Genomic DNA, 23036 nt, shown 5'->3' with positions numbered 1-23036 from the left:
GAGGCGGGGCGGGTGAGCAAGCGCGACTGCCTGGTGGCGAACGACTGGATCTGCGGTGAGTACGTACGCTCCCGCAGCCAGGAATTGATCGACGCGACCGTGGAGCACGTGGCGATCACGGCTGCCTCGGTGGCGATAGGAGTGGCGGTCGCGCTGCCCCTGGCGCTGCTCGCGCGCCGCTGGCGCTTCCTCGCGGCACCGATTCTCGGCGTGACCACGGTGTTGTACTCGATTCCGTCCCTGGCGATGTTCTCGCTGCTGCTTCCGTTCTTCGGCCTGTCGGCGTCCCTGGTCGTCACGGGCCTCGTGCTGTATTCGCTGACGATCCTCGTGCGGAACATCCTCGCGGGACTCCAGGCGGTTCCCGAAGAAGCCAGAGAAGCCGCCAAGGGGATGGGATACGGCCCCCTTCGGCTGCTGTGGGAAGTGGAATTGCCTCTCGCACTTCCCGCGCTGCTCGCGGGTGTGCGCATCACGACGGTCTCCACGGTCGCCCTCACCACCGTCGGCGCCATCGTGGACTACGGCGGCCTCGGCACGCTGATCCTCGACGGCCTCGACACCCAGTTCAAGGCGCAGGTGCTCACGGCATCGGCGCTGTGCGTCGCGCTCGCCATCGCGGCCGACCTGCTGCTCCTCGCCCTCCAGCGGCTCCTGACGCCCTGGACGCGAGCTCATCGAATACGACCGGGCCGCTTCGCGCGCAAGGCGGACGCGGCCAAGAGCGTGGCCAAGGTGGCTGAGCCCGTATGAACGCGATATCCGGTGCCTACGACTGGCTGACCACGTCCGCCAACTGGCAGGGCGAGAAGGGGGTGTGGCACCGGCTCGCCGAGCATCTCTACTTCAGCGGCGTGTGCCTCGCCGTGGCCTGCCTGATCGCGCTGCCGCTCGCCATGCTGCTCGGCCACATCGGCAAGGGCGGCGCGCTCGCGGTCAACATCTCCAACGTGGGCCGCGCGGTGCCCACGCTCGCCGTCCTCATCCTGCTCACGCTCACCCCGCTCGGCGAGCACGGGGACCTGCCGACGCTCATCGCGCTGGTCCTGTTCGCCGTGCCGCCGCTGCTCACCAACGCCTACATCGGCATGCGCGAGGTGGACCGCTCGGTGGTCGAGGCGGCGCGCGGCATGGGCATGAGCGGGCGGCAGCTGTTCGCGCGCGTCGAACTGCCGCTGGCGTACCCGCTGATCATGACCGGGGTCCGGTCGGCGGCGGTGCAGGTCGTCGCCACGGCGACGCTCGCCGCGATGGCGGGGGAGGGGGGCCTCGGGCGGATCATCACGGCCGGGTTCAACCTCCAGAACACCCCGCAGGTCGTCGCGGGCGCCTTCCTGGTGGCGCTTCTCGCACTGGCCGTGGAGGGCGTCCTGGTCCTCGCCGGGTGGGTCTTCGATCCGATGCGGGGGCGGTCCCGTGTGAGCGAGTGAGTGGCGGGGCGCTCGGTGTCGGCTCCGGCCCGCGCGGCTCCACCGGTGTCGGCCCCGCCCGTTCGGGCCGGGGCCCTGCTTGACGCTTGATGTGGAAACTCTCGAAATGGTGGTTCACCGATGAACAGCAGGACGCGTCGCGCGCGACGGATGGCAGGGGCGGCCACGGCCGTCGTGGCGCTGACCGCGGGGCTCACCGCGTGCGGCGGCGACAGCCTGGAGGACGACAAGGGGTCCGACGGCGGCAAGGGCAAGATCGTGGTGGGCTCGGCGCGGTTCACCGAGCAGAAGGTGCTCGCCGAGCTGTACGCGGGCGTCCTGCGCGACGCCGGGTACGACGCGTCGGTCAAGACCGTGCAGAACCGCGAGGTGTACGAGCCCGAGCTGAAGAAGGGCACCATCGACGTCGCGCCCGAATACGCCGCCACGCTCACGGAATTCCTCAACCTGAAGAAGAACGGCGCGGACGCGAAGCCGGTCGCCTCCAGCGATCTCGACGCGACCTACGGCCAGCTCACCAAGCTCGCCGAGGGGCGCGGCCTGAAGGCACTCCCGGCGGGCGAGGCCGTCGACCAGAACGCCTTCGCGGTGACCGAGGATTACGCCAAGGAGCACAAGCTCAAGACACTTTCCGATCTTGGAAAGTCCGGCGAGAAGGTCCGGATCGCCGCCGGTGACGAATGCGAGACGCGGCCGTTCTGCGCGCCGGGCCTGAAGAAGAAGTACGGCATCGACGTCGCCGGAATCGACCCCAAGGGCGTCGGCACCACCCAGTCCAAGCAGGCCGTGAAGAACGGCACGGACCAGCTCGTCCTGACGACGACCACGGACGCGACGCTGAAGAACTTCGGCCTCGTGATCCTGGAGGACGACAAGAAGCTCCAGAACGCCGACAACATCCTTCCCGTGGTCAACGAGAAGGAGGCGGGCGACAAGAAGATAGCCGCGGCGCTCGCCAAGGTCACCAAGACGCTCACGACGGACGATCTCATCGAACTCAACCGCAAGGTCGACGCGGAGCGCGAGAAGGAAGCGGATGTCGCCAAGGCGTATCTGGAGTCGAAGGGGCTGATCAAGAAGTAGTCCCCGAGGCGGCCCGGGCGCGCGCTCCGCGCGGTCCCGGGCCAGGCCGAACTCCGGATCCCCGGGGAGCCTTCGCGGCGGAATGCGGAAGCGGCGCGCGCCGGGTTGCGGAATCCGCGCGGAGGAGATGGAGTGACGCTTCCAAGAGGAAGTGGCTCGGCGGGGTGGGGAGTTGTGGTGGGGGTACCGGGAATTTGGCGGGCGGGGCACCAGACTTCGCCTACGCGCGGTAAGTTTCTGGCCATGCCACGTGGACGTCACCGCCATTCCCCACCACTGCACAGGCTGCTTCCTCCGTCGGCGGTCGCAGGCTTCTCCCTTGTCTGCGCCGGCGGCGCCTGGATGTTCGCGGAACCAGTCGTGCTGCGCGGGCTCGCCGCCGCGGCGGCCGCGAGCGCCGTCATCGGCTCGGTCGTCATGCGCCAGTGGGACCGGTCCGCGGGCAAACGCGTCGCCGAGCTGGGCCGGGCCAGGGCGAGCGACGAGTGGCGCTACGACGAGCGCATAGCCGAGGCCGAGTCCGACCTGGAGGAGTCGCGCGAGCTGCGCACCAAGCTGGAGGCCAAGCTGCGCTCCAAGCGGGCCGAGCTCGCGGCGCTCCGCAACGAGCACGCGGCGCTCCTTCGGCGGTACGCGACGGCGGAGACCGAGCGGGCCAGTGCCCTTGAGGGACGGCGGCTGCTCGCCATCGAGGCGACCACTCCGACGCGGGCGTTGCCGCCCGGGGCGGGGGCGGACGAGGGTGAGGCGGGGGCTTCCGCCGAGGCGGGGGTTTCCGCTGAGGTCGAGGTGGCCGGGGCTGTGGACGGGGCGGGGGGTGCCGCTTCGGCTGCCGAGTCCGGCGTGGCCGTGTCTTCCGTCGAGGTCGTGGACTCCGGCGAGGCCGTGTCTTCCGCCGAGGTCGTGGACTCCGGCGTGGCCGTGGATTCCGGTTCGTCGGGTGAGGCTGCCGACATGGCCGGTTCCGTCCAGGACTCCGAGCCCTCCGGGCCCTCCGAGGACGCCCGGGTGGCGGTCCGGCCCGGGGCGAGTCCTACGCCCTCGCTGTACGGGCGCGCCAACGACGCGCTCGACCGGCTGGCGCGGGCGCGGGCCGAGGCGCGGCCCTCGGTGACCGCGGGCGGGCTCGACGCCGCCGATGTCGCCGACGCGGCCGACGACGACGCCGACGTGGACGGCGGTGACGGCCCGGGGAAGCCCGTGGCGGCCGACGGGCACGGTCACGAGCGTGCGGTCGCCGGTCACTTCGCGGTTCCCACCGCGGCGGCCGTGGTGCCGCCCGCGCGGACGCGTCGGCCCGCGGGCGAGGGTGGCTTCGACTTCTTCGGTACGAAGAGCACGTCCGCGAAGAGTGTGGCTCCGGCCGCGCTGGAGGCCGTGCAGAACGAGGACCTCGCGGACGTGGTCGGCGAGGAGGCCCTCGCGGTGCACAAGGCCGAGGCCGAGGCCGAGTTCCGGCCGTCGGACGCGGCGACGGACGCCGAGCGCGGGGTCGGTCAGGTCATCGACCTGACGGCCCACGACGAGACGGAGCAGATCGACGTGGAGGGGTTGCGCACCGCACTGCGCGCGTAGCGTTCCCCTGGCCGGGGCGCCTTGGGTCGGCCGCCGCCGCGGTGGGACGCGGGGCGCCCTCCGGCGGTGGTGGTCCTGCGTGGCCTTGTCGCCGAGTCGCCCAGTCGCCGTGCGCCCTCCCTCGACCGCCGCTGCGCGGCGGCCGATCTCCCACCCGCCCACCCGTTCAACTTGCACGCGACGCACCCCCGGGCTCCGGCCGTGCCACCCGCCCCCGACCCCACCACGCGCCGCTCACCACGCCCTGCAGCGCCCCGCTCTCAACGCCGGCCTCACCACCACGCGCCGTTCACCACCCCCTGCAGCGCCCCGCTCTCAACGCCGGCCTCACCACCACGCGCCCCTCACCACGCCCTACAGCGCCCCGCTCTCAGCCCCCGCCCCACCCACCATCCACCGATCCGGCAGTGCCTCCCGCCTCCCCGTTCGGGAGCGTTCCGCCTGGGCGCTGAGGAGTTCTGTGGCCTCCTCCGTGCTCCGTAGGCGTGCGGTGACCGTCTTGTTGGCCCCCGTGTCCACCTGCACGTCGGCGACGTCCTTGAAGCGTTCCCAGGGGCCCTGGGTCAGTCGTACGCTCTGCACCTTCGCGTGCGGGACCAGGGAGAGGCGGCGGCGGAGCAGGCCGTGGCGGGCGGCGAAGACCGCGTCGGTGACCGTGAGGCCGTAGCCGTGCCACCACACCGGGACGCACCACGCGGCCCGTCTCGGCGGACGGGACAGTTCGCTCGCCGCCGGTACCCGGGCCCCGGGAAGCACCTGTGCGATCACCGACTCGGCCAGCGCGCGCGGGGCGACCGGCACGAGGACGCTGTTCGACGAACCGGCCACGTCCAGCTCGACGCGCACCCAGTCCAGGCGCCGCCACAGCATCGGCTCGACCACGTGGACCGTCTGCACGCGCCCCGGCGGCACCGTCTCGTGCGCCTTGTCGAGCAGCCCGTGGTCGATGCGCAGACCGTCGGGCGACTCGCCCACCCGCCAGTCGTACTCCGCGATGAACCGGCCCACACTGCTGGCGAACGCGCCGCCCAGCATGGGCAGCGCGGTCGCGATGACCGTCCACGCGTTGTGCGTGATCAGCCACAGCACCGTCGGCACGACGAGCGCGGCCACCAGGAGCACCCAGGGCGCGCCGGTGAGGAGCAGCGACACGGCGAGCATGCGGGGCTCCACGTGCAGCAGGTTCCGCGCCGGCGCCTCGCCGACCTCGCGGGCCGTCTCCGGGGCGAAACCGGCCGCCCGCGCGAGCAGTTCGGCGCGCAGCGCGGCGGCGTGCTTCTCGTCGAGGTAGGCCAGCTCGTCCTTCTTCTCGGTGCCGACCACGTCCAGTTTGAGCTTGGCCACGCCCACGAGGCGGGCCGCGAGCGGCTGCGTCACGTCGACGGCCTGGAGCCGGTCGAGGCGGATGTGCGCGGTGCGCCGGAACAGCAGCCCGGTGCGGATGCGCAACTCCGTGTCCGTGACGGCGAAGTGCGTGAACCACCAGCTCAGGAAGCCGTACAGGGCGCCGCCGACCACCACGGCCGTGGCTCCGAGGGCGAGCGTCGTCGCGGTCAGCTCGGAGAGCCGGCGCTGGGTGCCGTCCGGGTCGTGGAAGGCCCAGCCGACGAGGATCGCGACCGGCGCCCAGGCGCGGCGCAGGGGTGTGACGGGGTGCAGACGCCGTTCGGGTACGGCCGCTGCCGCGTTGTCAGTGTCCGGGCCCCCGCCCGCGTCCGGGCCCATGCCTGCGTCCGGGCCCATGCCCACGCCCGCGTCCGCGCCCTCTCCGGAGAGCGGCGGTTCGGCGGCTTCAGAAGGCGGGCCCACGCCCGCGGGCGCCCCCGCGTCGTCCTGCTCCCGCTCCCGCGCCCCGCTCACAGCCCCGCCGATCGGGCCTCGCCGAGCTCCGTGAGGCGGTCGCGCAGGCGCTCTGCCTCCTTGGGGTCGAGGCCGGGGATGCGGGCGTCCGTGGCGGCCGCGGCCGTGTGCAGTTGGACGCCCGCCAGGCCGAAGTACCGCTCGACCGGGCCGGACGTGACCTCGACGAGCTGCATGCGGCCGTACGGCACGATCGTCTCCTCGTGCCACAGCACGCCCCTGCTGATGAGGAGGTCGTCGGCCCGCTCGGCGTACCGCCACGAGCGCCAGTTGCGTCCGAGCATCACCCAGCCCCAGACCAGGAGCGCGAGCGGCAGCGCCGCGAAGGCGGCCCAGCCGGGCCCGGCGAACACGCCGAGCAGCACCCCCAGCGCCACCGCGATCGGCACCAGCCACACCGCGATCAGCATCCGGTGCATGGTCAACACTGCGCGCGGCAGCCCGGTCCAAACAGGCGGCGTGTCACGCTCACCCGTGGCTCCCCCTGGCCCCGACCCCGTCCCGGTCTCCATGCCCCAAGCCTACGTACGGGATCCGACAGCGGTGCGGCCCGGCGTACGGGATCCGCACGCGGCGGCTGTGGCGGGTGTACGGGATCTGACCGTGGCGCCGGGACGGGCGTACGACAGACTGGGGGCATGAGCCCCACGACGGAGCACACGCACAGCACGCGGCCGCCGCGGACGACGGAACCCGCCGAGACCACGTTCGGCATCGGCGGTGCCGCCGAGAGCACCGACATGGTGCTCAACATCGGCCCCCAGCACCCGTCCACGCACGGCGTGCTGCGCCTGCGTCTCGTCCTCGACGGCGAGCGGATCGAGCGCGCGGAGCCGGTCATCGGCTATATGCACCGCGGCGCGGAGAAGCTCTTCGAGGCGCGCGACTACCGGCAGATCGTGATGCTGGCCAACCGCCACGACTGGCTGTCGGCGTTCTCCAACGAGCTGGGCGTGGTGCTCGCCGTCGAGCGGATGCTCGGCATGGAGGTGCCCGAGCGCGCGGTGTGGACGCGCACGCTCCTCGCGGAGCTGAACCGGGTCCTGAACCACCTGATGTTCCTCGGCTCGTACCCGCTGGAGCTGGGCGGCATCACCCCGGTCTTCTACGCCTTCCGGGAGCGCGAAGAGCTGCAGAACGTCATGGAGGAGATCTCCGGCGGGCGCATGCACTACATGTTCAACCGGGTCGGCGGCCTCAAGGAGGACCTGCCCGCGGGCTGGACCACGCGCGCGCGGGCGGCCGTCGCCTCGGTGCGGTCGCGCATGGACGTGTACGACCGGCTCGTGCTCGGCAACGAGATCTTCCGGGGGCGCACCCGAGGCGTGGGCGTGCTCTCCGGAGAGGCGGTGCATGCCTACGGAGTGAGCGGTCCCATCGCCCGCGCCTCCGGAGTGGACTTCGACCTGCGGCGCGACGAGCCGTATCTGGCGTACGGCGAGCTCGGCGACGTCCTGAAGGTGGTGACCCGCGAGGAGGGTGACTGCCTGGCCCGCTTCGAGTGCCTCCTGGAGCAGACCCACAACGCCCTCGACCTCGCGGACGCCTGCCTGGACCGCCTCGTCGACCTCCCGCAGGGCCCCATCAACCAGCGGCTGCCGAAGGTGCTCAAGGCCCCCGAGGGCCACACGTACGCCTGGACCGAGAACCCCCTCGGCATCAACGGCTACTACCTGGTCTCCAAGGGCGAGAAGACCCCGTACCGGCTGAAGCTGCGCTCGGCCTCGTACAACAACATCCAGGCGCTCGCGGAACTCCTGCCGGGGCAGCTCGTCGCCGACATGGTGGCGATCCTGGGATCGCTGTTCTTCGTGGTCGGTGACATCGACAAGTAGTGATCGACAAGTAATGGTCGGTGACATCGACAAGCAGACGGCGGCTTCAGGGCGCGAGTACGTCCCGCAGGGGCATGTCGACCGGCTGCACCAGCCAGCCGAAGTCGCCGAGGCCGCCCGCCGCCGTCAGCTCCGTGGCCTCTCCGGCGCGGGCGAGGGCCCGTACGTAGCCGGCCGGGTCGCTGGACGCGAGGGCCAGGGGCGGGCGGTCGCCGGAGACCCCCAGGGCGCGCAGGGCGGCCCGCTGGGTGAGCAGCAGGGCGTCGGGCAGGGCGCAGGCGTCCAGGGCGACGTGCGCGGTGATGTCGCGGCTGCCGTCCGGGACGGGCGGTTCCTCGCGGCCCGCGCGGAAGCCCGTCAATGTACCGAAGGGCGGCCGGTCGGCGCGGCTGTGGGCGTAGTCGACGGCGACCGCGAGGCCGCGCGTGAGGGTCGCCAGGGCCGCCGACCACGCCTCGTCCCGGGGGCGGCCGATCTCCGCGCGCAGGCCCGCCTCCGGGCCGAGCGGCCACCAGCGCGCGAGCCACGCGGCGTCGGGTCCCGCCACGGGACCGCCGAGTTCCTCGGTGCCGTCGGCGTGCACGAGGACCTGGCGCACCGCACCGTCGGCGGCCCGCTCGGCCACGTCCAGGGGGACGTTGTCGAGCCACTCGTTGGCGAAGAGCAGGCCCGTCACGTCGGCCGGGGGCTCCGCGCGCCACTCGATCACCGGGTCGAGGCCTTCGGGGCGTCCGGCGCGCTCCACGGCGTACGCGCGCGTGCGTGCCGCCACGTCCGCGGGCAGCGCCGCGAGGACGCCCGCCGTCAGCTCGCCGCGGCCCGCGCCCATGTCCACGAAAGCCAGCTCCCCGGGGTGCCCGAGGGCGGCGTCGACACGGCACAGGAGCAGGGCCACGGCGTCCGCGAACAGGGGCGAGGCGTGCACGGAGGTGCGGAAGTGGCCCGCGGGTCCCTCCGGGCGCCGATAGAAGCCCTGGGGGCCGTACAGCGCCTCCTCCATGGCTTCCCGCCAGGCGCGCGGCGCGCCGCCTGGCGCTCGCGGTGCTCCCCGTACCTCATTCGTCACAGCGAGAAGGGTATGCGGGCCTCCACCTTGGGGAGTACGAGGCGGCCGTACGGATCGGACCTCCGGTTGACCCGAGGGGCCCGACGGGTTGCCTACGCTGGGTTACGTGCAGCGCCTCTATGACTTTCTCCGCAGACACCCGACGGGAGTCGACGCCTTCTGGGCGTTCGTCCTGTTCGGGATCTCCGGGCTTGGCGCGGTGGCCGTCGCGGAGGCTGACGGCCGCGACCCGGCCCTCGCGTCGATTCCGGTCATCATCGGGCTGTGCCTGGTGGTGGCGCTGCGGCGCCGGTGGACCGACCGGATGCTGCTGCTGGCTGCCGGGATCGGCGTCCTGCAGATGGTCTTCGACGTGGAGCCGGGACCGGCCAACTTCGCGATGCTCGTGATCATCTACACGGCGGCCGCGGACGGCCCGCGGTGGGCCTCGCGGTTCGCCCTGGCCGGAGGGCTCTCGGCGGCGCCGCTGTCGCAGCTGCGCTGGCCGGAGGGCTCGTCGGGGGTCTGGGGCAACCTCCTGTTCATGGTCTTCATGGTGGTGCCGTTCGCGCTCGCCTGGGTGCTCGGCGACTCCATCCGCACCCGCCGCGCCTACCTCGCCCAGCTCGAGGAGCGCGCGGACCGCCTGGAGAAGGAGCGCGAGGCGCAGTCCAAGGTCGCGGTCGCCGCCGAGCGCGCCCGCATCGCCCGGGAGCTGCACGACGTCGTCGCGCACAACGTCTCCGTGATGGTGGTGCAGGCCGACGGCGCCGCGTACGTCCTCGACGCCGCCCCCGACCAGGCCAAGCAGGCCCTCGCCACCATCTCGGGCACCGGCCGCCAGGCGCTCGCGGAGATGCGCAGGCTGCTCGGCGTGCTGCGCACCGGCGAGCCCGAGGAGAGCGGGGAGTACGTCCCGCAGCCGGACGTGGAACAGCTCGACGAGCTGATAGAGCAGGTCCGCGGCGCGGGTCTGCCGGTCGACTTCCGGGTGGAGGGCACCCCGCGCCCGCTGCCCAGCGGCGTCGAGCTCACCGCGTACCGCATCGTCCAGGAGGCGCTGACCAACACCCGCAAGCACGGCGGCGAGAACGCCGGGGCGAGCGTCCGGCTCGTCTACTTCGACGACGGCCTGGGGCTGCTCGTCGAGGACGACGGCAAGGGCGCGCCGCACGAGCTGTACGAGGACGGCGGCGCCGACGGCAGCGGTCACGGCCTGATCGGCATGCGCGAGCGCGTCGGCATGGTCGGCGGCACCCTGGACGCGGGCCCGCGTCCAGGCGGCGGATTCCGCATCAGTGCTCTGTTGCCACTGAAACCCGCACACTGACACCTGTCAGTGATGTGCCGCCGCGCATGCCGTGCGCGCGCGGGGCGTGCCCCGCGCATCCGCCGCACCGAGCCCCCGCTCCGTCCGCGATGATGGACGGACGACCCATCCATGAAGGCCATGCACGAAGGCCGTGCACGAAGGCCGTGAAGGGACTCCTTGATGTCGATCCGCGTGATGCTCGTCGACGACCAGGTGCTGCTGCGCACCGGGTTCCGGATGGTGCTCGCCGCGCAGCCGGACATGGAGGTCGTCGCGGAGGCCGGTGACGGCGTCGAGGCGCTGCAGGAACTGCGCTCCACGGCGGTCGACGTGGTCCTGATGGACGTCCGGATGCCGAAGCTGGACGGCGTCGAGACGACGCGGCGCATCTGTGCCGCCGCCGAACCGCCGAAGGTGCTGATCCTCACCACCTTCGACCTCGACGAGTACGCCTTCTCGGGGCTGAAGGCGGGCGCCTCCGGCTTCATGCTCAAGGACGTGCCGCCCGCCGAGCTGCTCGCCGCCATCCGGGCCGTGCACAGCGGCGACGCGGTCGTCGCGCCGTCCACGACGCGGCGGCTGCTCGACCGCTTCGCCCCGATGCTGCCGGGCACCGGCAGTCAGCCGCACCACAAGGAGCTGGGGCGTCTCACCGAGCGCGAGCGCGAGGTCATGGTGCTCGTCGCCCAGGGCCTCTCAAACGGCGAGATCGCGGCGCGGCTCGTGCTGTCCGAGGCGACCGTGAAGACCCATGTGGGCCGCATCCTGACCAAGCTCGGGCTGCGCGACCGGGTGCAGGTCGTGGTGCTTGCCTATGAGACGGGTCTGGTGCGGGCGGGCGGCGGGACGGGCTGACCCCGCCCCCGGGGCGGCGTGCCGCGCGGCGTCAGCGCAGGACGCCCTCGATGAACTCGCTGCCGAGGCGGGAGACCACACCCAGGTCGAGCTGGTGCTGCACGTACCGCCCGCGGCGGCGGGTCGTGATCAGCTCGGCCTTCTTCAGGACGCTCAGGTGCCGGGATATCTCCGGGGCCGTCATGCCGTGCGCGTCGGCCAGCTCCCCCGTGGTGTACGACCCGCGGGCCAGGTGGCGGCACAGGCGCATCCGGACCGGGTGGGACAGGGCGGCCATGCGGCGCGTGAGCTGCTCCACGGAGGCGGGGGCGGCGAGTCCCGGGGAGTTCACCGGATACGTGATCGAGGACTGCCAGCCGAACCGGTGCAGGACCAGCAGATGCGGCCAGCCGAGGCTGGTCGGCACCAGGACCAGGCCGCCCTCGCCCGTCCTGGTCTGGCCCACGGCCATCTTGTCGATCGTGATCCTGCGGGCGTCCTCGTCCAGGGCCACCGCTCCGGAGATGGCGTTCAGCGCCTCGCCGAGGCCCTTGCGGCGCAGCAGGTCCGTCTTGTGCCGGGCGTCCGCCGCGAGCTGATGGCTGACCCGCGACCAGGTGTCCGCGAAGAACGCCTCGTCGCAGTCCTCCATCAGCTGCCGGAACCAGGCCCGCACGGCGGGCGGGTCGTCCAGGAGCCGCTTGGTGAACCGCACCTGGTGGTCACCGCGGGCCGCGGCGAGCTCCAGGGCGTGGCGGCGCGTCTCCGGGTCGTTCAGCGGGTCCGTCGCGCGCTGTGTGTCGTACGCCAGCTGGCAGGTGAACTCCAGGGCGGCGTCCACGAACTGCTGGTCCGTGAGCTTGTCCAGGAGGTCGAGCTCCTCGGCGAGGGTGGCGCCGGGGAGCGTGGTCTTGCCGGGGATGCCCGCGAACGGCGCGAAGACGTCCGAGAACGTCGTCCGCCACAGGAAGTCCGCCTCGCACATGCGGTCCGCGAGGCACGGGTCGAGGCGCGTGGAGACGGCCGTCGCCCAGCCCTGCAGCCCCGGGTGGTGACCGGGCTCGGACAGCGCGTGCAGCGCCATGCCCAGCTCGGCGAGGGGCGAGGGCACGACATGGACCCGCTCCGGCGTCAGGCCGGTGATGTCGATGCTCACGCTCATGACCCCATGGTGCACCGCGCCACTGACAACGCCGTCGTCGATTGACGACTGGCGTCAATCGACGCGACGTGGCCTGCCGGCCCGGCGCAGGGTGGGGTTGTCGCCGTGGTCCGGCGGCGCACCGGGTGCCGATGGTGTCGCCCTCTGCGTGGCCTGAACGTCGGCCTGTGTCGCCGTCTGTCGCGCTTCGCGCTCGTCCTCAATCGCCGGACGGGCTGGATTCCCCCCCCGTCTCGTCGTCGCCTACCCCTTCACCCCTTCGGTGTCCGTTAAGTAACATTTCTCATGAAAGGTCTACGCCATGAGTGTCACCCAGCAGTACCTCCTCGACAGCTACCGCGCCGCCCAGCTCGGGGAGCGGACGCCGCCCGCGCCCGGTGTCTGCGACTGGCAGGTCGTGCGGGAGGTGCGCGACTACGGCCGCTTCAACGCCGTCGTCCACGAACGTCCGGCGCACGGACGCTTCCGGGCCGCGGCCGGGCGGCTGCTGCGCGGGCTCAGGGGAGGCGGCGCACGAACTCCGCGACCGCTTCCCTGACGTCGTCGGGCTTCCACGCCAGGCCCGGGCCGGTCACGGTGACCTCCGTGACGGACAGGCCCGGCGGACCCTCCGGGAACCAGCGCCAGAACAGCTGGGTCCCGGTCTCCTCGGCCTGCGTGAGCGCCGCCTCGTTCAGGACGTCGGGCTCGTACGGCAGCCAGACCTGGAACTGGTGGGTGTGCGGCGGATCGGGGTGCACCCGGAACCACGGCACCCGTGCGGCCGCGAACCCCTCGCGCAGCGCGTCCGCGACCACGCGCGCGTGGGCGACGTATTCCGGCAGGCGCGGCAGGACGTGCTTGAGGCCGAGCAGGGCCGACACGGCGGTCGGGGACTGCTGGAACATCAGGCCGCCGTACCGGTGCCGCCAGGCGCGCGCCTCGTCGGTCAGCGACTGCGGCCCGGCCAGCGCGGCGCCCGCGATGCCTTCGAGCGACTTGTAGAACGACACGTACACGCTGTCCGCGAGCGCCGCGATCTCCGGCAGCGGGCGGCCGAAGTGCGTAGTGCACTCCCACAGGCGCGCCCCGTCGAGGTGCACGACGGCGTCCCGTTCGCGCGCCGCCGCCACCACGTCCGTGAGCTCCTGCCAGCTGGGCAGGACGAAACCGGCCTCCCGTAGCGGAAGTTCGAGCATCAGCGTCCCGAACGGCTCCTCGAAGTCACGCACTTCGTCGGCCGTGGGGGAGCGCGGCTCGTCCGTGGGGTGCACGGTACGCAGACCGCTCACCACGGAGAGGGCGCCCGCCTCGTGCACCTCCGGGTGCGAACGCGGGTGCAGGGCCACGGTCGCGTTCCCTGTACGCCCCGCCCAGCAGCGCAGCGCGACCTGCTGGGCCATCGTGCCGGTGGGGAAGAAGACGGCGTCCTCCTTGCCGAGCAGCCGCGCGACCTCGTCCTCCAGGTCGGCCACCACGCCGTCGCCGTACATGTCGCTCACCCGGTCCGGGTCCGTGACGTCGGCGACGCCCTCGGCCAGGGCCGTGACGCGTTCGGCCAGGGTCACGGTCATGGGGGAGCGGGTAAGGAGGCGTTCGGCGCCGCGGGCGGCGGCGATCCGGCGCGCGCGGGCGTCCGGTCCGGCGGGCTCCCGCGGCGCGGTGGGGGCGTCCGGAGCGGCGGACTTGTCCGGTACGGCAGACTCGTCCGGCTCGCTGGGGTCGTCCGGCTTGTCGTATGCGGTCATCCACAGATCATCGCGCGCGGTCGTACGAATGCCCACAGCCTGTGGACAGTCGACGGCGCCCCGTCGACGGATAGCGTTAGCATGACGAGAAATCGTCCGGTACCCCGAGCGGACTGGAACGGAAGGCCTCATCGCGTGAACGCATCCCACCGGCCGGAGCAGCGTCCGGAGCCCCGGAAGGACCCCAGGGACCGCCCCGCGCGGCTCACCGTGGGCGTCGTCGGAGCGGGCCGCGTAGGTCCGGCGCTCGCGTCGGCGCTCCAGCTCGCCGGGCACCGCCCGGTGGCCGCCTCCGGGGTGTCCGACAGCTCCGTGCGGCGCGCCGCCGTCATGCTGCCCGACGTCCCGCTCGTCTCGCCCGCCCAGGTCCTCGAGCGCTCCGACCTGGTCCTGCTCACCGTGCCGGACGACGCCCTGCCGGGCCTGGTCGAGGGCCTCGCCGAGACGGGCGCGGTGCGCCCGGGACAGCTCTTGGTGCACACCTCCGGGCGGTACGGCGCGAAGGTGCTCGAACCCGCCCTGCGCGCCGGCGGCCTGCCCCTCGCGCTGCACCCGGCGATGACGTTCACCGGCACCCCCGTGGACGTACAGCGCCTGGCCGGCTGCTCCTTCGGCGTGACCGCCCCCGACGAGCTGCGGCTCGCCGCGGAGGCCCTGGTCATCGAGATGGGCGGCGAGCCCGAGTGGATCGCCGAGGAGGCCCGCCCGCTCTACCACGCGGCGCTCGCGCTCGGCTCGAACCACCTGGTCACACTGGTCGCCGAGTCCATGGAGCTGCTGCGCGACGCGGGCGTCGAGGCCCCGGACCGCATGCTCGGCCCGCTGCTCGGCGCGGCCCTCGACAACGCCCTGCGCTCCGGTGACGCGGCCCTCACCGGGCCCGTCGCGCGCGGCGACGCGGGCACGGTCGCCGCGCACGTCGCCGAGTTGCGCAAGCACGCGCCGCAGACCGTCGCCGGGTACCTGGCGATGGCCCGCGCGACGGCCGACCGCGCCCTCGCCCACGGCCTCCTCAAGCCGGAACTCGCCGAGGACCTGCTCGGGGTGCTCGCGGGCGGGGTGAACGGGGTGGGGGGTCCGGGCGGCGCGGGTGGTCCGGGTGGTCCGGGTGGCGCTGACGGGTTCCGCAGCGACGGCACGGACGGCACAGACGGCTCGGACGGCACAGACGGCTCGGACGGTACGGACGGCTCGGACGGTACGGACGGCTCGGACGATTCGGACGGCTCTTACGGAGGGGACCGATGACCGAGGATTCGAACCCCCAGGTGCCCCAGAAGCCCCAGGAGCCCGAGGTGCCTGTGGCACCCCAGACACCCCAGACACCCCAGACACCCCAAGACGCCCCCGGCGCCCAGGAAGCCCCCCGCGACACCGCCCTCCTGCACACCGCGGCGGACCTCCGCGCCCGTCCCCGCGCCGGGCGCCGCGTCGTCGTCATGACCATGGGCGCCCTGCACGAGGGCCACGCCACGCTGGTCCGCACGGCACGGCAGGCGGCCGGGCCCGGCGGCGAGGTCGTCGTCACGGTCTTCGTGAACCCGCTGCAGTTCGGCGCGGGCGAGGACCTGGACCGCTATCCGCGCACCCTCGAAGCCGACATCAAGACCGCGTCCCAGGCCGGTGCGGACGTCGTGTTCGCCCCCGCCGCGGAGGAGGTCTATCCCGGCGGCGAGCCCCAGGTCCGGGTCACCGCGGGCCCCATGGGCACCGTCCTCGAAGGAGCCACGCGCCCCGGGCACTTCGACGGCGTGCTGACCGTCGTCGCCAAGCTGCTGCACCTGACGGCGCCCGACGTGGCGCTGTTCGGGCAGAAGGACGCCCAGCAGCTCGCCGTGATCCGCCGCATGGTGCGGGACCTGAACTTCGACGTGGAGATCGTCGGCGTGCCCACGGTCCGCGAGGACGACGGCCTCGCCCGCTCCAGCCGCAACCGCTACCTGTCGCCCGAGGAGCGCCGCACGGCGCTCGCGCTGTCCCGCGCCCTGTTCGCGGGCCGCGACCGGCACGCCGCCCAGGAGGCGCTGCGCGCCCGGGCCGCCCTCGCCCCCGCCACCCACGCGCGCGTGGACGGTCTCAACGCGCTCGGCGAGGCCCGCGCGGCCGCCGACGCGCACGCCCTCGCCCAGGCCGTCCCGGCGGGGCCCGCGGGTCCCGACGCGGTCCGCGCGGCCGCGCTGCAGGTGCTCGACGAGGCCAGGCGGCTGCGACCGCCGCTCGTCGTGGACTACCTGGCGCTGGTCGACCCGGCCGACTTCCAGGAGATCACCTCCGGCCACCGGGGCGAGGCGATCCTGGCCGTCGCCGCCAAGGTCGGCACGACCCGCCTGATCGACAACATCCCCCTGACGTTCGGAGCCCCGGCATGAGCCCCCGCACGCACCCGCGCCCGAGCCCCCGCATGAGCGCGCGCCCGTGCGGCACCACCGCCACCAGCCCGACCCGGATCGGAGCCCCCGTATGAGTGCCACCGGCATACGCCTGTACGCCCCCGCGCCCGGCTGGTCGCTCGAAGCCGACGTCGTGGTCGTCGGCTCCGGAGTGGCCGGTCTGACCGCGGCGCTGCGCTGTTCGGCGGCCGGCCTGAAGACCGTCGTCGTCACCAAGGCGCGCCTCGACGACGGTTCCACGCGCTGGGCGCAGGGCGGCATCGCGGCGGCACTCGGCGAGGGCGACACCCCCGAGCAGCACCTGGACGACACCCTCGTGGCGGGCGTGGGCCTGTGCGACGAGGAGGCGGTGCGCGTCCTCGTCACCGAGGGCCCCGACGCCGTACGCCGACTGATCGCGACCGGAGCCCGGTTCGACGAGTCGGCCGACGGCGGCCTCGCGCTCACCCGCGAGGGCGGCCACCACCGCCGCCGCATCACGCACGCGGGCGGCGACGCGACCGGCGCGGAGGTCTCCCGCGCCCTCGTCGAGGCGGTCCGCGCACAGGGCATACCGACGGTCGAGAACGCCCTGGTCCTCGACCTCCTGACGGACGCCGACGGGCACACGGCCGGAGTGACCCTGCACGTCATGGGGGAGGGCCAGCACGACGGCGTGGGCGCCGTCCGCGCGCCCGCCGTGGTGCTCGCCACCGGCGGCATGGGCCAGGTCTTCTCGGCGACCACCAACCCGTCCGTGTCCACGGGCGACGGCGTCGCGCTCGCCCTGCGCGCGGGCGCCGAGATCTCCGACCTGGAGTTCGTGCAGTTCCACCCGACCGTGCTGTTCCTGGGCGCCGACGCGGAGGGCCAGCAGCCGCTCGTCTCCGAGGCGGTGCGCGGCGAGGGCGCCCACCTGGTGGACGCCGACGGCGTGCGCTTCATGGTGGGTCAGCACGAGCTGGCCGAGCTGGCGCCGCGCGACATCGTCGCCAAGGGCATCACGCGCCGCATGCAGGAACTGGGCACCTCGCACATGTACTTGGACGCCCGCCACTTCGGCGCCGACATGTGGGCGAAGCGCTTCCCGACGATCCTCGCGGCCTGCCGCAGCCACGGCATCGACCCCGTCACCGAGCCCATCCCGATCGCCCCGGCCGCCCACTACGCCTCCGGCGGCGTCCGCACGGACCCGCACGGCCGCACCACCGTGGCGGGCCTGTACGCGTGCGGAGAGGTCGCCTGCACCGGCGTGCACGGCGCGAACCGGCTCGCCTCCAACTCCCTCCTGGAGGGCCTGGTCTACGCCGAGCGCATCGCGGAGGACATCGTCGCCCGGCACGCCGGAGGCACCCTCCACGCGCGCGTGCCCGCCGACCCGGCGCCCCCGCGTCGGCCCGCCCACCCCCTGCTGCCCCCGGAGGCCCGCTTCACCATCCAGCGGGTGATGACCGAGGGCGCCGGAGTCCTCCGCTCCGCCGCGTCCCTCGCGGCGGCCGCCGACCGGCTCGCCGCCGTGCACGCGGACGCGGCGGGCGCGCTCGCCGAGGACGGCAAGACCGCCGAGCCCGGCGTCGACGCCTGGGAGACCACCAACCTGCTGTGCGTGGCCCGCGTCCTGGTGGCGGCGGCCAGGCAGCGCGAGGAGACTCGGGGCTGCCACTGGCGCGAGGACCACGCGGACCGCGACGACGCGGCGTGGGCCCGCCACATCGTCGTACGCCTGAACCCCGACAGGACCCTGACCACCCGCACCACCGACACCGCCCGTTTCCCCAGCACCCAGGAGCAGTGACCGACGTGAGCACCACCGACCTCCCCCTCGCCGACGGCACCGGCGGCTGCGGCGACGGCTGCGGCTGCGGCGACGCGGCGCACGACGCCCTGGAGTGCGGCCTCGACCCGACGCTCGCCCGGATGCTGGAGGACGCGGGACTCGACCCCGTCCAGGTCGAGGACATCGCGCACCTCGCCATCGCCGAGGACATGGAGTTCTCGCCGGACGCCGTGGACGTCACGACGGTCGCCACCATCCCCGAGGACGCCGTGGCCACCGGCGACTTCACCGCGCGCCAGGCGGGCACCGTCGCGGGCCTGCGCGTCGCCGAGGCCGTCCTGTCGGTCGTCTGCGAGGACGAGTTCGAGGTGGAGCGGCACTTCGAGGACGGCGAGCGCGTGGAGGCCGGTGACGTGCTCCTGAGCGTCACCACCCGCACCCGCGACCTGCTGACGGCCGAGCGCAGCGCGCTGAACCTGATGTGCCGCATGTCCGGCATCGCCACCGCCACGCGCGCGTGGGCGGACGCCCTGGAGGGCACCGGCGCCAAGGTCCGCGACACCCGCAAGACGACCCCCGGACTGCGCTCCCTGGAGAAGTACGCGGTCCGCGCGGGCGGCGGCGTCAACCACCGCATGTCGCTCGCCGACGCGGCCCTCGTCAAGGACAACCACGTGGTCGCCGCGGGCGGCGTGGCACAGGCCTTCAAGGCCGTACGGGAGATGTTCCCCGGCGTGCCCGTCGAGGTCGAGGTGGACACCCTGCACCAGCTGCGCGAAGTCCTCGACGCGGGCGCCGACCTGATCCTCCTGGACAACTTCACGCCCGGCGAGACGGAGGAGGCCGTGGCCCTCGTCGGCGGCCGCGCGCTCCTGGAGTCCTCCGGCCGCCTCACCCTGGAGAACGCCGCGGCGTACGCGCGCACGGGCGTCGACTACCTCGCGGTGGGCGCCCTCACGCACTCGTCCCCGATCCTCGACATCGGCCTCGACCTCCGCGAGGCGCGGGTCTCCGGAGAGGTGAGCAGCTGATGCTGCTCACCATCGACGTAGGCAACACGCAGACGGTCCTCGGCCTGTTCGACGGCGAGGACGTCGTCGAGCACTGGCGCATCTCGACCGACCCCCGCCGCACCGCCGACGAACTCGCCGTGCTCCTGCGGGGCCTGATGGGCACGCACCCGCTCCTCGGCGACGAACTCGGCGACGGCATCGACGGCATCGCGATCTGCGCCACCGTCCCGTCCGTCCTGCACGAGCTGCGCGAGGTCACCCGGCGCTACTACGGAGACGTGCCCGCCGTCCTCGTGGAGCCCGGCATCAAGACCGGCGTCCCGATCCTCATGGACAACCCCAAGGAGGTCGGCGCCGACCGCATCATCAACGCGGTCGCCGCGGTCGAGCTCTACGGAGGCCCCGCGATCGTCGTGGACTTCGGTACGGCGACGACGTTCGACGCGGTGTCCGCGCGCGGGGAGTACGCGGGCGGCGTCATCGCGCCCGGTATCGAGATCTCCGTGGAGGCCCTCGGCGTACGCGGCGCGCAGCTCCGCAAGATCGAGCTGGCGCGGCCGCGCAGCGTCATCGGCAAGAACACCGTGGAGGCCATGCAGTCGGGCATCCTGTACGGCTTCGCGGGCCAGGTCGACGGCGTCGTACGGCGCATGGCGCGCGAGCTCGCGGGGCCGGACGCCGACCCCGAGGACGTGACCGTGATCGCGACGGGCGGGCTCGCGCCGATGGTGCTCGGCGAGGCGTCCGTCATCGACCACCACGAGCCGTGGCTCACGCTGATCGGCCTGCGCCTGGTCTACGAACGGAACGTGTCCCGCGGCTGACCGCGCGTTTCACGCCGCCGGGTGCGGCGCCTCGACGCCAACTTCTCGCGTCCGCGAGACAACCAGTGCGCCCGTCCAAGAGTCTGTGCTGGGAGGGGTTCTGACCGGGTGTCTGGTGCGGGTGGCTGAAGAGTGTGGGGCGGATGAAGGGCAAGGCACGCCTGTGCGTCGTGGCGGCAGCAGCGCTGGTGTCACTGACGGCATCCCCGGCGACGGAAACAGCAACAGCGACGGCGACGACCACCCCGGCCATCTCCGCTTCGCTGTCCCTGACGCCGTCGACGCCCCCGCCGCCCACCCAAACCACGACACCAACGCCGACGGCGACGGTGACACCGACCTCGACCACATCTCCGACGGCCCCCACCCCCACGGACCGCATGGCCGAAACCGGCGCAGGCATACTCCCCTGGATCGTGGCCGCGGCAGCGGGAGCCCTGGGCATAGGCGCAGTAGCCTTCGCCACCACCCGCCGCCGCCAGGACTGACCCGGCCAACAACCAGCCACCCCCGGCCAGTCCGGCATTCGGGGAACGACGAGGCACTTCCAGCCAGTCCGTCATTCAGGGAACGACGAGGCACTTCCAGCCCGTCCGGCATTCAGGGAACGACGAGGTACTTCCAGCCCGTCCGGCGTTTGAGGACGAGGCCGCAGGCCGATCGGCGGTGCCGCGTCCGACGGGAAGGCGACGACCAGCAAATATCAGCCCGTCCGGCGCTTGAGGACGAGGCCGCAGGCCGATCGACGGCGCCCTGTCCCACGGGAAGGCGACGACCAGCAATATCAGCCCGTCCGGCGCTTGAGGACGAGCGCGCAGCGCGACCGACGGCGCCCCCGTCCCACCCGAAGGGGACACCCACAGACCCACACCAACCTCGTCCCCCAAGGCCCTCAGGCCACGCCCAGGTGTCCGTTAAGAGGATTTTGTTCCCCCAGCGCGTATCGTCACCCCATGCCCACGCCATACGGATCCCGGGGCGGCATGGCCTTCGGTGCGCAGGAGCTGCGAGTGCTCCGCCGTGCGCTGGCCAACGCCCTGCACCCCAGCACCGTTCGTGCCCTTGACGACCAGGCCGTGCAGGACTGCGTGCGCCTCGCCGACGACATCGACGAGGCGGTGCGCGAGGGCGCCCGGCTGCGCGCCTTCCTGGTGGCCGACCTCGCGCGCTACCGGGCGGCGCTGCCCGGCACGGCGGCCGGGTATCTGGAACTCCTGGAGGACGTGCTCGCGACCGGGTACCGGCCGGGCGCGGACGACCTCGCGGCACTGCGCGCCCTGCGCGGCAACCCGCACGCGGCGGCGCTCCTCGACCGCTGCCGGGTGCTCGCGGAACGAGCCGTACGAGCCCGCCTCGCGGCGTCGACGGCGGCCACAGCGGCGACCGCCCCCGCAGCCGCCACCCAGATCCGCGAGACCCGCGAGATCCGTGAGACCCGCGAGACCCATGAGATCCGCGAGACCCGCGAGGTCGACGAAGTCGACGAGACGGCCCGGATCAGACCCCGCCCCACCGTCCCCCCGTCCCGCACCCGCCTCCTCGCCCTGCCCGGCGGCCTCGCCGCCGCTGCCGACGACGACGGCGAGAAGAAGCCCGCACCCCGCCCCCACCCCCCGGCCGAGCGCCCAGCGACCCCGCAGGAGCGCCCCCGCCCCGTGCCGACGCCGGCCGAGGTGTTCCCGCCCAAACGTCCGGCCCCGCCCGCCGCCCCGTCGCAGCGCCTCGCGGCGGGCTAGCTACGCTGGGGGGCATGGACTACGTCTCCGCGCTCGTGCCCCCCGTAGTGATGGCCGTGTTCTTCGTCGGCCTCATCGTGACGATCGTCAAGACCCAGGGCGGCGCCAACAAGGCCAAGGAGGACGCCGCCGTCGACGCGGCGATCGCCCGCACGGAGGCCGTCCGCCAGACCACGAAGACCAGCGACGCCTGAGCGACGGCCGCACCGCCGCACACGCGGCACCCCGAGCCCCCACCGGGGCGCGGGGCGCCGCCCCGGCGCATGACTCCACCGAGTCGTGCGCCCTTTTTGTTGCGGAAATGACCGGTATGCCACGTCCATCACGCCATTAGGGGCCTCGCCCACTATTGTTCAGCTGTGCCTCGCCCCTTGGGAGAACTCGAAGACGCAGTGATGACGCGGGTGTGGAAGTGGAACCGCCCCGTGACCGTTCGAGAAGTCCTGGAAGACCTTCAGCAGGAACGGTCCATCGCGTACACGACGGTCATGACCGTTTTGGACAATCTCCATCAGAAGGGCTGGGTGCGCCGCGAAGCGGAAGGCCGGGCCTATCGATATGAGGCGGTCTCCACGCGGGCCGCGTATGCCGCCGCACTGATGAACGACGCCTGGTCGCAGAGTGACAACCCGGCGGCGGCTCTCGTCGCCTTCTTCGGCATGATGTCACCCTCGCAGCGGGAAGCGCTCAGCGACGCCGTTCGCATGGTGGAAGGCGACGCGGTTCGCAGGGAAGACGAAGCGGATCGCAAGGCCGAAGCGGCCGAACGCGAACTGGGAGGACCGGGAGGCCCTGAAGGGCCTCAGAACCCCGGCGGCCCCGAGCCGGAGCCCGAACGATAGCGTCCGCTCATGCCAGCACAGCCCGACGAACTCCCTCCGGCGCCCGGCGAACTCGGGGCGCACGGCACGCTCCCGGCAAATGCGGTCTCCGTGCGCAGGGCCCGCACCGCCGATGTGCCCGCCGTCCGGGACCTGCTGGACTCGTACGTCCGCCGGGGCGTCCTGCTCGACAAAGCGACCGTCACACTTTACGAGGACATCCAGGAGTTCTGGGTCGCGGAACGCGCGGACGGCAACGGCAATGGGGCGACGGTGGTCGGGTGCGGCGCGTTGCACGTGATGTGGGAAGACCTCGCCGAAGTACGGACGCTCGCGGTGAATCCACAGGTCAAGGGCGCGGGTGTGGGTCATCAGCTGCTCGGAAAGCTGCTTGAGACCGCTCGATGGCTCGGTGTCCGGCGGGTATTCTGCCTCACCTTCGAAGTCGACTTCTTCGCCAAGCACGGCTTCGTGGAGATCGGCGAGACGCCCGTCGATACCGTCGACACAGATGTCTACAGCGAGCTGCTGCGTTCCTATGACGAGGGCGTCGCCGAGTTCCTCGGCCTCGAACGAGTGAAACCGAACACCTTGGGCAACAGCCGGATGCTTCTGCATCTGTGATCGTGACGG

Annotated in this window: 22 protein-coding genes; 17 read left to right on the top strand and 5 right to left on the bottom strand. The window is 72.9% G+C overall.

Features of this window, described 5'->3' with window-relative positions; all coding sequences use genetic code 11:
• Positions 1–12 precede the first annotated feature (12 nt).
• From ACFVHO_RS12390 to ACFVHO_RS12375, 4 genes are all read left to right on the top strand, one after another.
• Complete coding sequence (locus tag ACFVHO_RS12390; protein WP_289947493.1) at positions 13–753, top strand: ABC transporter permease; 741 nt, start codon at positions 13–15, stop codon at positions 751–753.
• On the top strand, positions 750–1430 hold the full coding sequence (locus tag ACFVHO_RS12385) for an ABC transporter permease (RefSeq protein WP_385712784.1): 681 nt from the start codon (positions 750–752) through the stop codon (positions 1428–1430). Before ACFVHO_RS12390 ends, ACFVHO_RS12385 begins: the two co-directional genes overlap by 4 nt.
• 120 nt (positions 1431–1550) lie before the next feature.
• Positions 1551–2513, top strand: a complete 963-nt coding sequence (locus ACFVHO_RS12380) for an ABC transporter substrate-binding protein (protein ID WP_385712782.1) — start codon at positions 1551–1553, stop codon at positions 2511–2513.
• A gap of 342 nt (positions 2514–2855) precedes the next feature.
• Positions 2856–4088, top strand: coding sequence for a hypothetical protein (locus ACFVHO_RS12375; RefSeq protein ID WP_385712780.1), 1233 nt, complete (start codon positions 2856–2858; stop codon positions 4086–4088).
• 354 nt (positions 4089–4442) lie between these two features.
• Here ACFVHO_RS12375 and ACFVHO_RS12370 read toward each other — a convergent pair whose 3' ends face one another.
• Together ACFVHO_RS12370 and ACFVHO_RS12365 are read right to left on the bottom strand one after the other, a co-directional pair.
• Positions 4443–5813 (bottom strand): PH domain-containing protein, encoded by a 1371-nt coding sequence (locus ACFVHO_RS12370; RefSeq protein WP_385712976.1) that lies wholly within the window; start codon positions 5811–5813, stop codon positions 4443–4445.
• Positions 5814–5944: 131 nt separating this feature from the next.
• Positions 5945–6460: a PH domain-containing protein gene (locus ACFVHO_RS12365; RefSeq protein ID WP_385712778.1), complete on the bottom strand. Its 516-nt coding sequence runs from the start codon at positions 6458–6460 to the stop codon at positions 5945–5947.
• Positions 6461–6586: 126 nt separating this feature from the next.
• On the opposite strand from ACFVHO_RS12365, the gene ACFVHO_RS12360 reads away from it, so the two are divergent.
• Complete coding sequence (locus tag ACFVHO_RS12360) at positions 6587–7783, top strand: NADH-quinone oxidoreductase subunit D (protein ID WP_385712776.1); 1197 nt, start codon at positions 6587–6589, stop codon at positions 7781–7783.
• Between the two features lie 46 nt (positions 7784–7829).
• Here the strand turns inward: ACFVHO_RS12360 and ACFVHO_RS12355 are convergent, their stop codons facing one another.
• Complete coding sequence (locus tag ACFVHO_RS12355) at positions 7830–8783, bottom strand: SAM-dependent methyltransferase (protein WP_385712975.1); 954 nt, start codon at positions 8781–8783, stop codon at positions 7830–7832.
• Between the two features lie 172 nt (positions 8784–8955).
• Between ACFVHO_RS12355 and ACFVHO_RS12350 the strand changes: the two genes are divergently transcribed.
• Positions 8956–10158, top strand: a complete 1203-nt coding sequence (locus tag ACFVHO_RS12350; RefSeq protein ID WP_385712774.1) for a sensor histidine kinase — start codon at positions 8956–8958, stop codon at positions 10156–10158.
• 162 nt (positions 10159–10320) lie between these two features.
• The gene (locus ACFVHO_RS12345) at positions 10321–10995 is read left to right on the top strand and encodes a response regulator transcription factor (protein ID WP_030361035.1); all 675 of its coding nucleotides are present in this window, start codon (positions 10321–10323) and stop codon (positions 10993–10995) included.
• A 31-nt stretch (positions 10996–11026) separates the two neighbouring features.
• Here ACFVHO_RS12345 and ACFVHO_RS12340 read toward each other — a convergent pair whose 3' ends face one another.
• The gene (locus ACFVHO_RS12340) at positions 11027–12136 is read right to left on the bottom strand and encodes a DUF5937 family protein (protein ID WP_385712772.1); all 1110 of its coding nucleotides are present in this window, start codon (positions 12134–12136) and stop codon (positions 11027–11029) included.
• A gap of 301 nt (positions 12137–12437) precedes the next feature.
• On the opposite strand from ACFVHO_RS12340, the gene ACFVHO_RS12335 reads away from it, so the two are divergent.
• Positions 12438–12674 carry a hypothetical protein gene (locus ACFVHO_RS12335; protein WP_385712771.1) on the top strand — a complete coding sequence of 79 codons (237 nt, stop codon included), beginning with the start codon at positions 12438–12440 and terminating at the stop codon, positions 12672–12674.
• Here ACFVHO_RS12335 and ACFVHO_RS12330 read toward each other — a convergent pair.
• A complete protein-coding gene (locus ACFVHO_RS12330) occupies positions 12634–13863 on the bottom strand; it encodes a threonine aldolase family protein (protein ID WP_385712769.1) in 1230 nt (409 codons plus the stop codon). The two genes, ACFVHO_RS12335 and ACFVHO_RS12330, sit on opposite strands and share 41 nt — an antisense overlap.
• Positions 13864–14073: 210 nt before the next feature.
• On the opposite strand from ACFVHO_RS12330, the gene ACFVHO_RS12325 reads away from it, so the two are divergent.
• The 9 genes from ACFVHO_RS12325 to ACFVHO_RS12285 all read left to right on the top strand — a co-directional run bounded on the left by ACFVHO_RS12325 (position 14074) and on the right by ACFVHO_RS12285 (position 23027).
• The gene (locus ACFVHO_RS12325) at positions 14074–15111 is read left to right on the top strand and encodes a Rossmann-like and DUF2520 domain-containing protein (RefSeq protein WP_385712973.1); all 1038 of its coding nucleotides are present in this window, start codon (positions 14074–14076) and stop codon (positions 15109–15111) included.
• Positions 15108–16232 carry a pantoate--beta-alanine ligase gene (gene panC / locus ACFVHO_RS12320; protein WP_385712767.1) on the top strand — a complete coding sequence of 375 codons (1125 nt, stop codon included), beginning with the start codon at positions 15108–15110 and terminating at the stop codon, positions 16230–16232. Before ACFVHO_RS12325 ends, panC begins: the two co-directional genes overlap by 4 nt.
• A gap of 91 nt (positions 16233–16323) precedes the next feature.
• Positions 16324–18027 carry an L-aspartate oxidase gene (locus ACFVHO_RS12315; RefSeq protein ID WP_385712765.1) on the top strand — a complete coding sequence of 568 codons (1704 nt, stop codon included), beginning with the start codon at positions 16324–16326 and terminating at the stop codon, positions 18025–18027.
• A 5-nt stretch (positions 18028–18032) separates the two neighbouring features.
• On the top strand, positions 18033–19040 hold the full coding sequence (gene nadC, locus ACFVHO_RS12310) for a carboxylating nicotinate-nucleotide diphosphorylase (protein ID WP_385712763.1): 1008 nt from the start codon (positions 18033–18035) through the stop codon (positions 19038–19040).
• Positions 19040–19846: a type III pantothenate kinase gene (locus ACFVHO_RS12305; RefSeq protein WP_385712761.1), complete on the top strand. Its 807-nt coding sequence runs from the start codon at positions 19040–19042 to the stop codon at positions 19844–19846. Before nadC ends, ACFVHO_RS12305 begins: the two co-directional genes overlap by 1 nt.
• A gap of 983 nt (positions 19847–20829) precedes the next feature.
• The gene (locus tag ACFVHO_RS12300) at positions 20830–21582 is read left to right on the top strand and encodes a hypothetical protein (protein WP_385712971.1); all 753 of its coding nucleotides are present in this window, start codon (positions 20830–20832) and stop codon (positions 21580–21582) included.
• A gap of 14 nt (positions 21583–21596) precedes the next feature.
• Entirely contained in the window at positions 21597–21776 is a 180-nt protein-coding gene (locus ACFVHO_RS12295) for a hypothetical protein (RefSeq protein ID WP_030361024.1), read from the top strand.
• A gap of 165 nt (positions 21777–21941) precedes the next feature.
• Positions 21942–22424, top strand: a complete 483-nt coding sequence (locus tag ACFVHO_RS12290) for a BlaI/MecI/CopY family transcriptional regulator (protein WP_385712759.1) — start codon at positions 21942–21944, stop codon at positions 22422–22424.
• 9 nt (positions 22425–22433) lie between these two features.
• The gene (locus ACFVHO_RS12285; protein WP_385712758.1) at positions 22434–23027 is read left to right on the top strand and encodes an amino-acid N-acetyltransferase; all 594 of its coding nucleotides are present in this window, start codon (positions 22434–22436) and stop codon (positions 23025–23027) included.
• Positions 23028–23036 lie beyond the last annotated feature (9 nt).

This window comes from Streptomyces sp. NPDC127108 (genome assembly GCF_042677545.1).
GTDB lineage: Bacteria > Actinomycetota > Actinomycetes > Streptomycetales > Streptomycetaceae > Streptomyces.
This window is presented reverse-complemented; position numbering and strand designations above follow the sequence as displayed.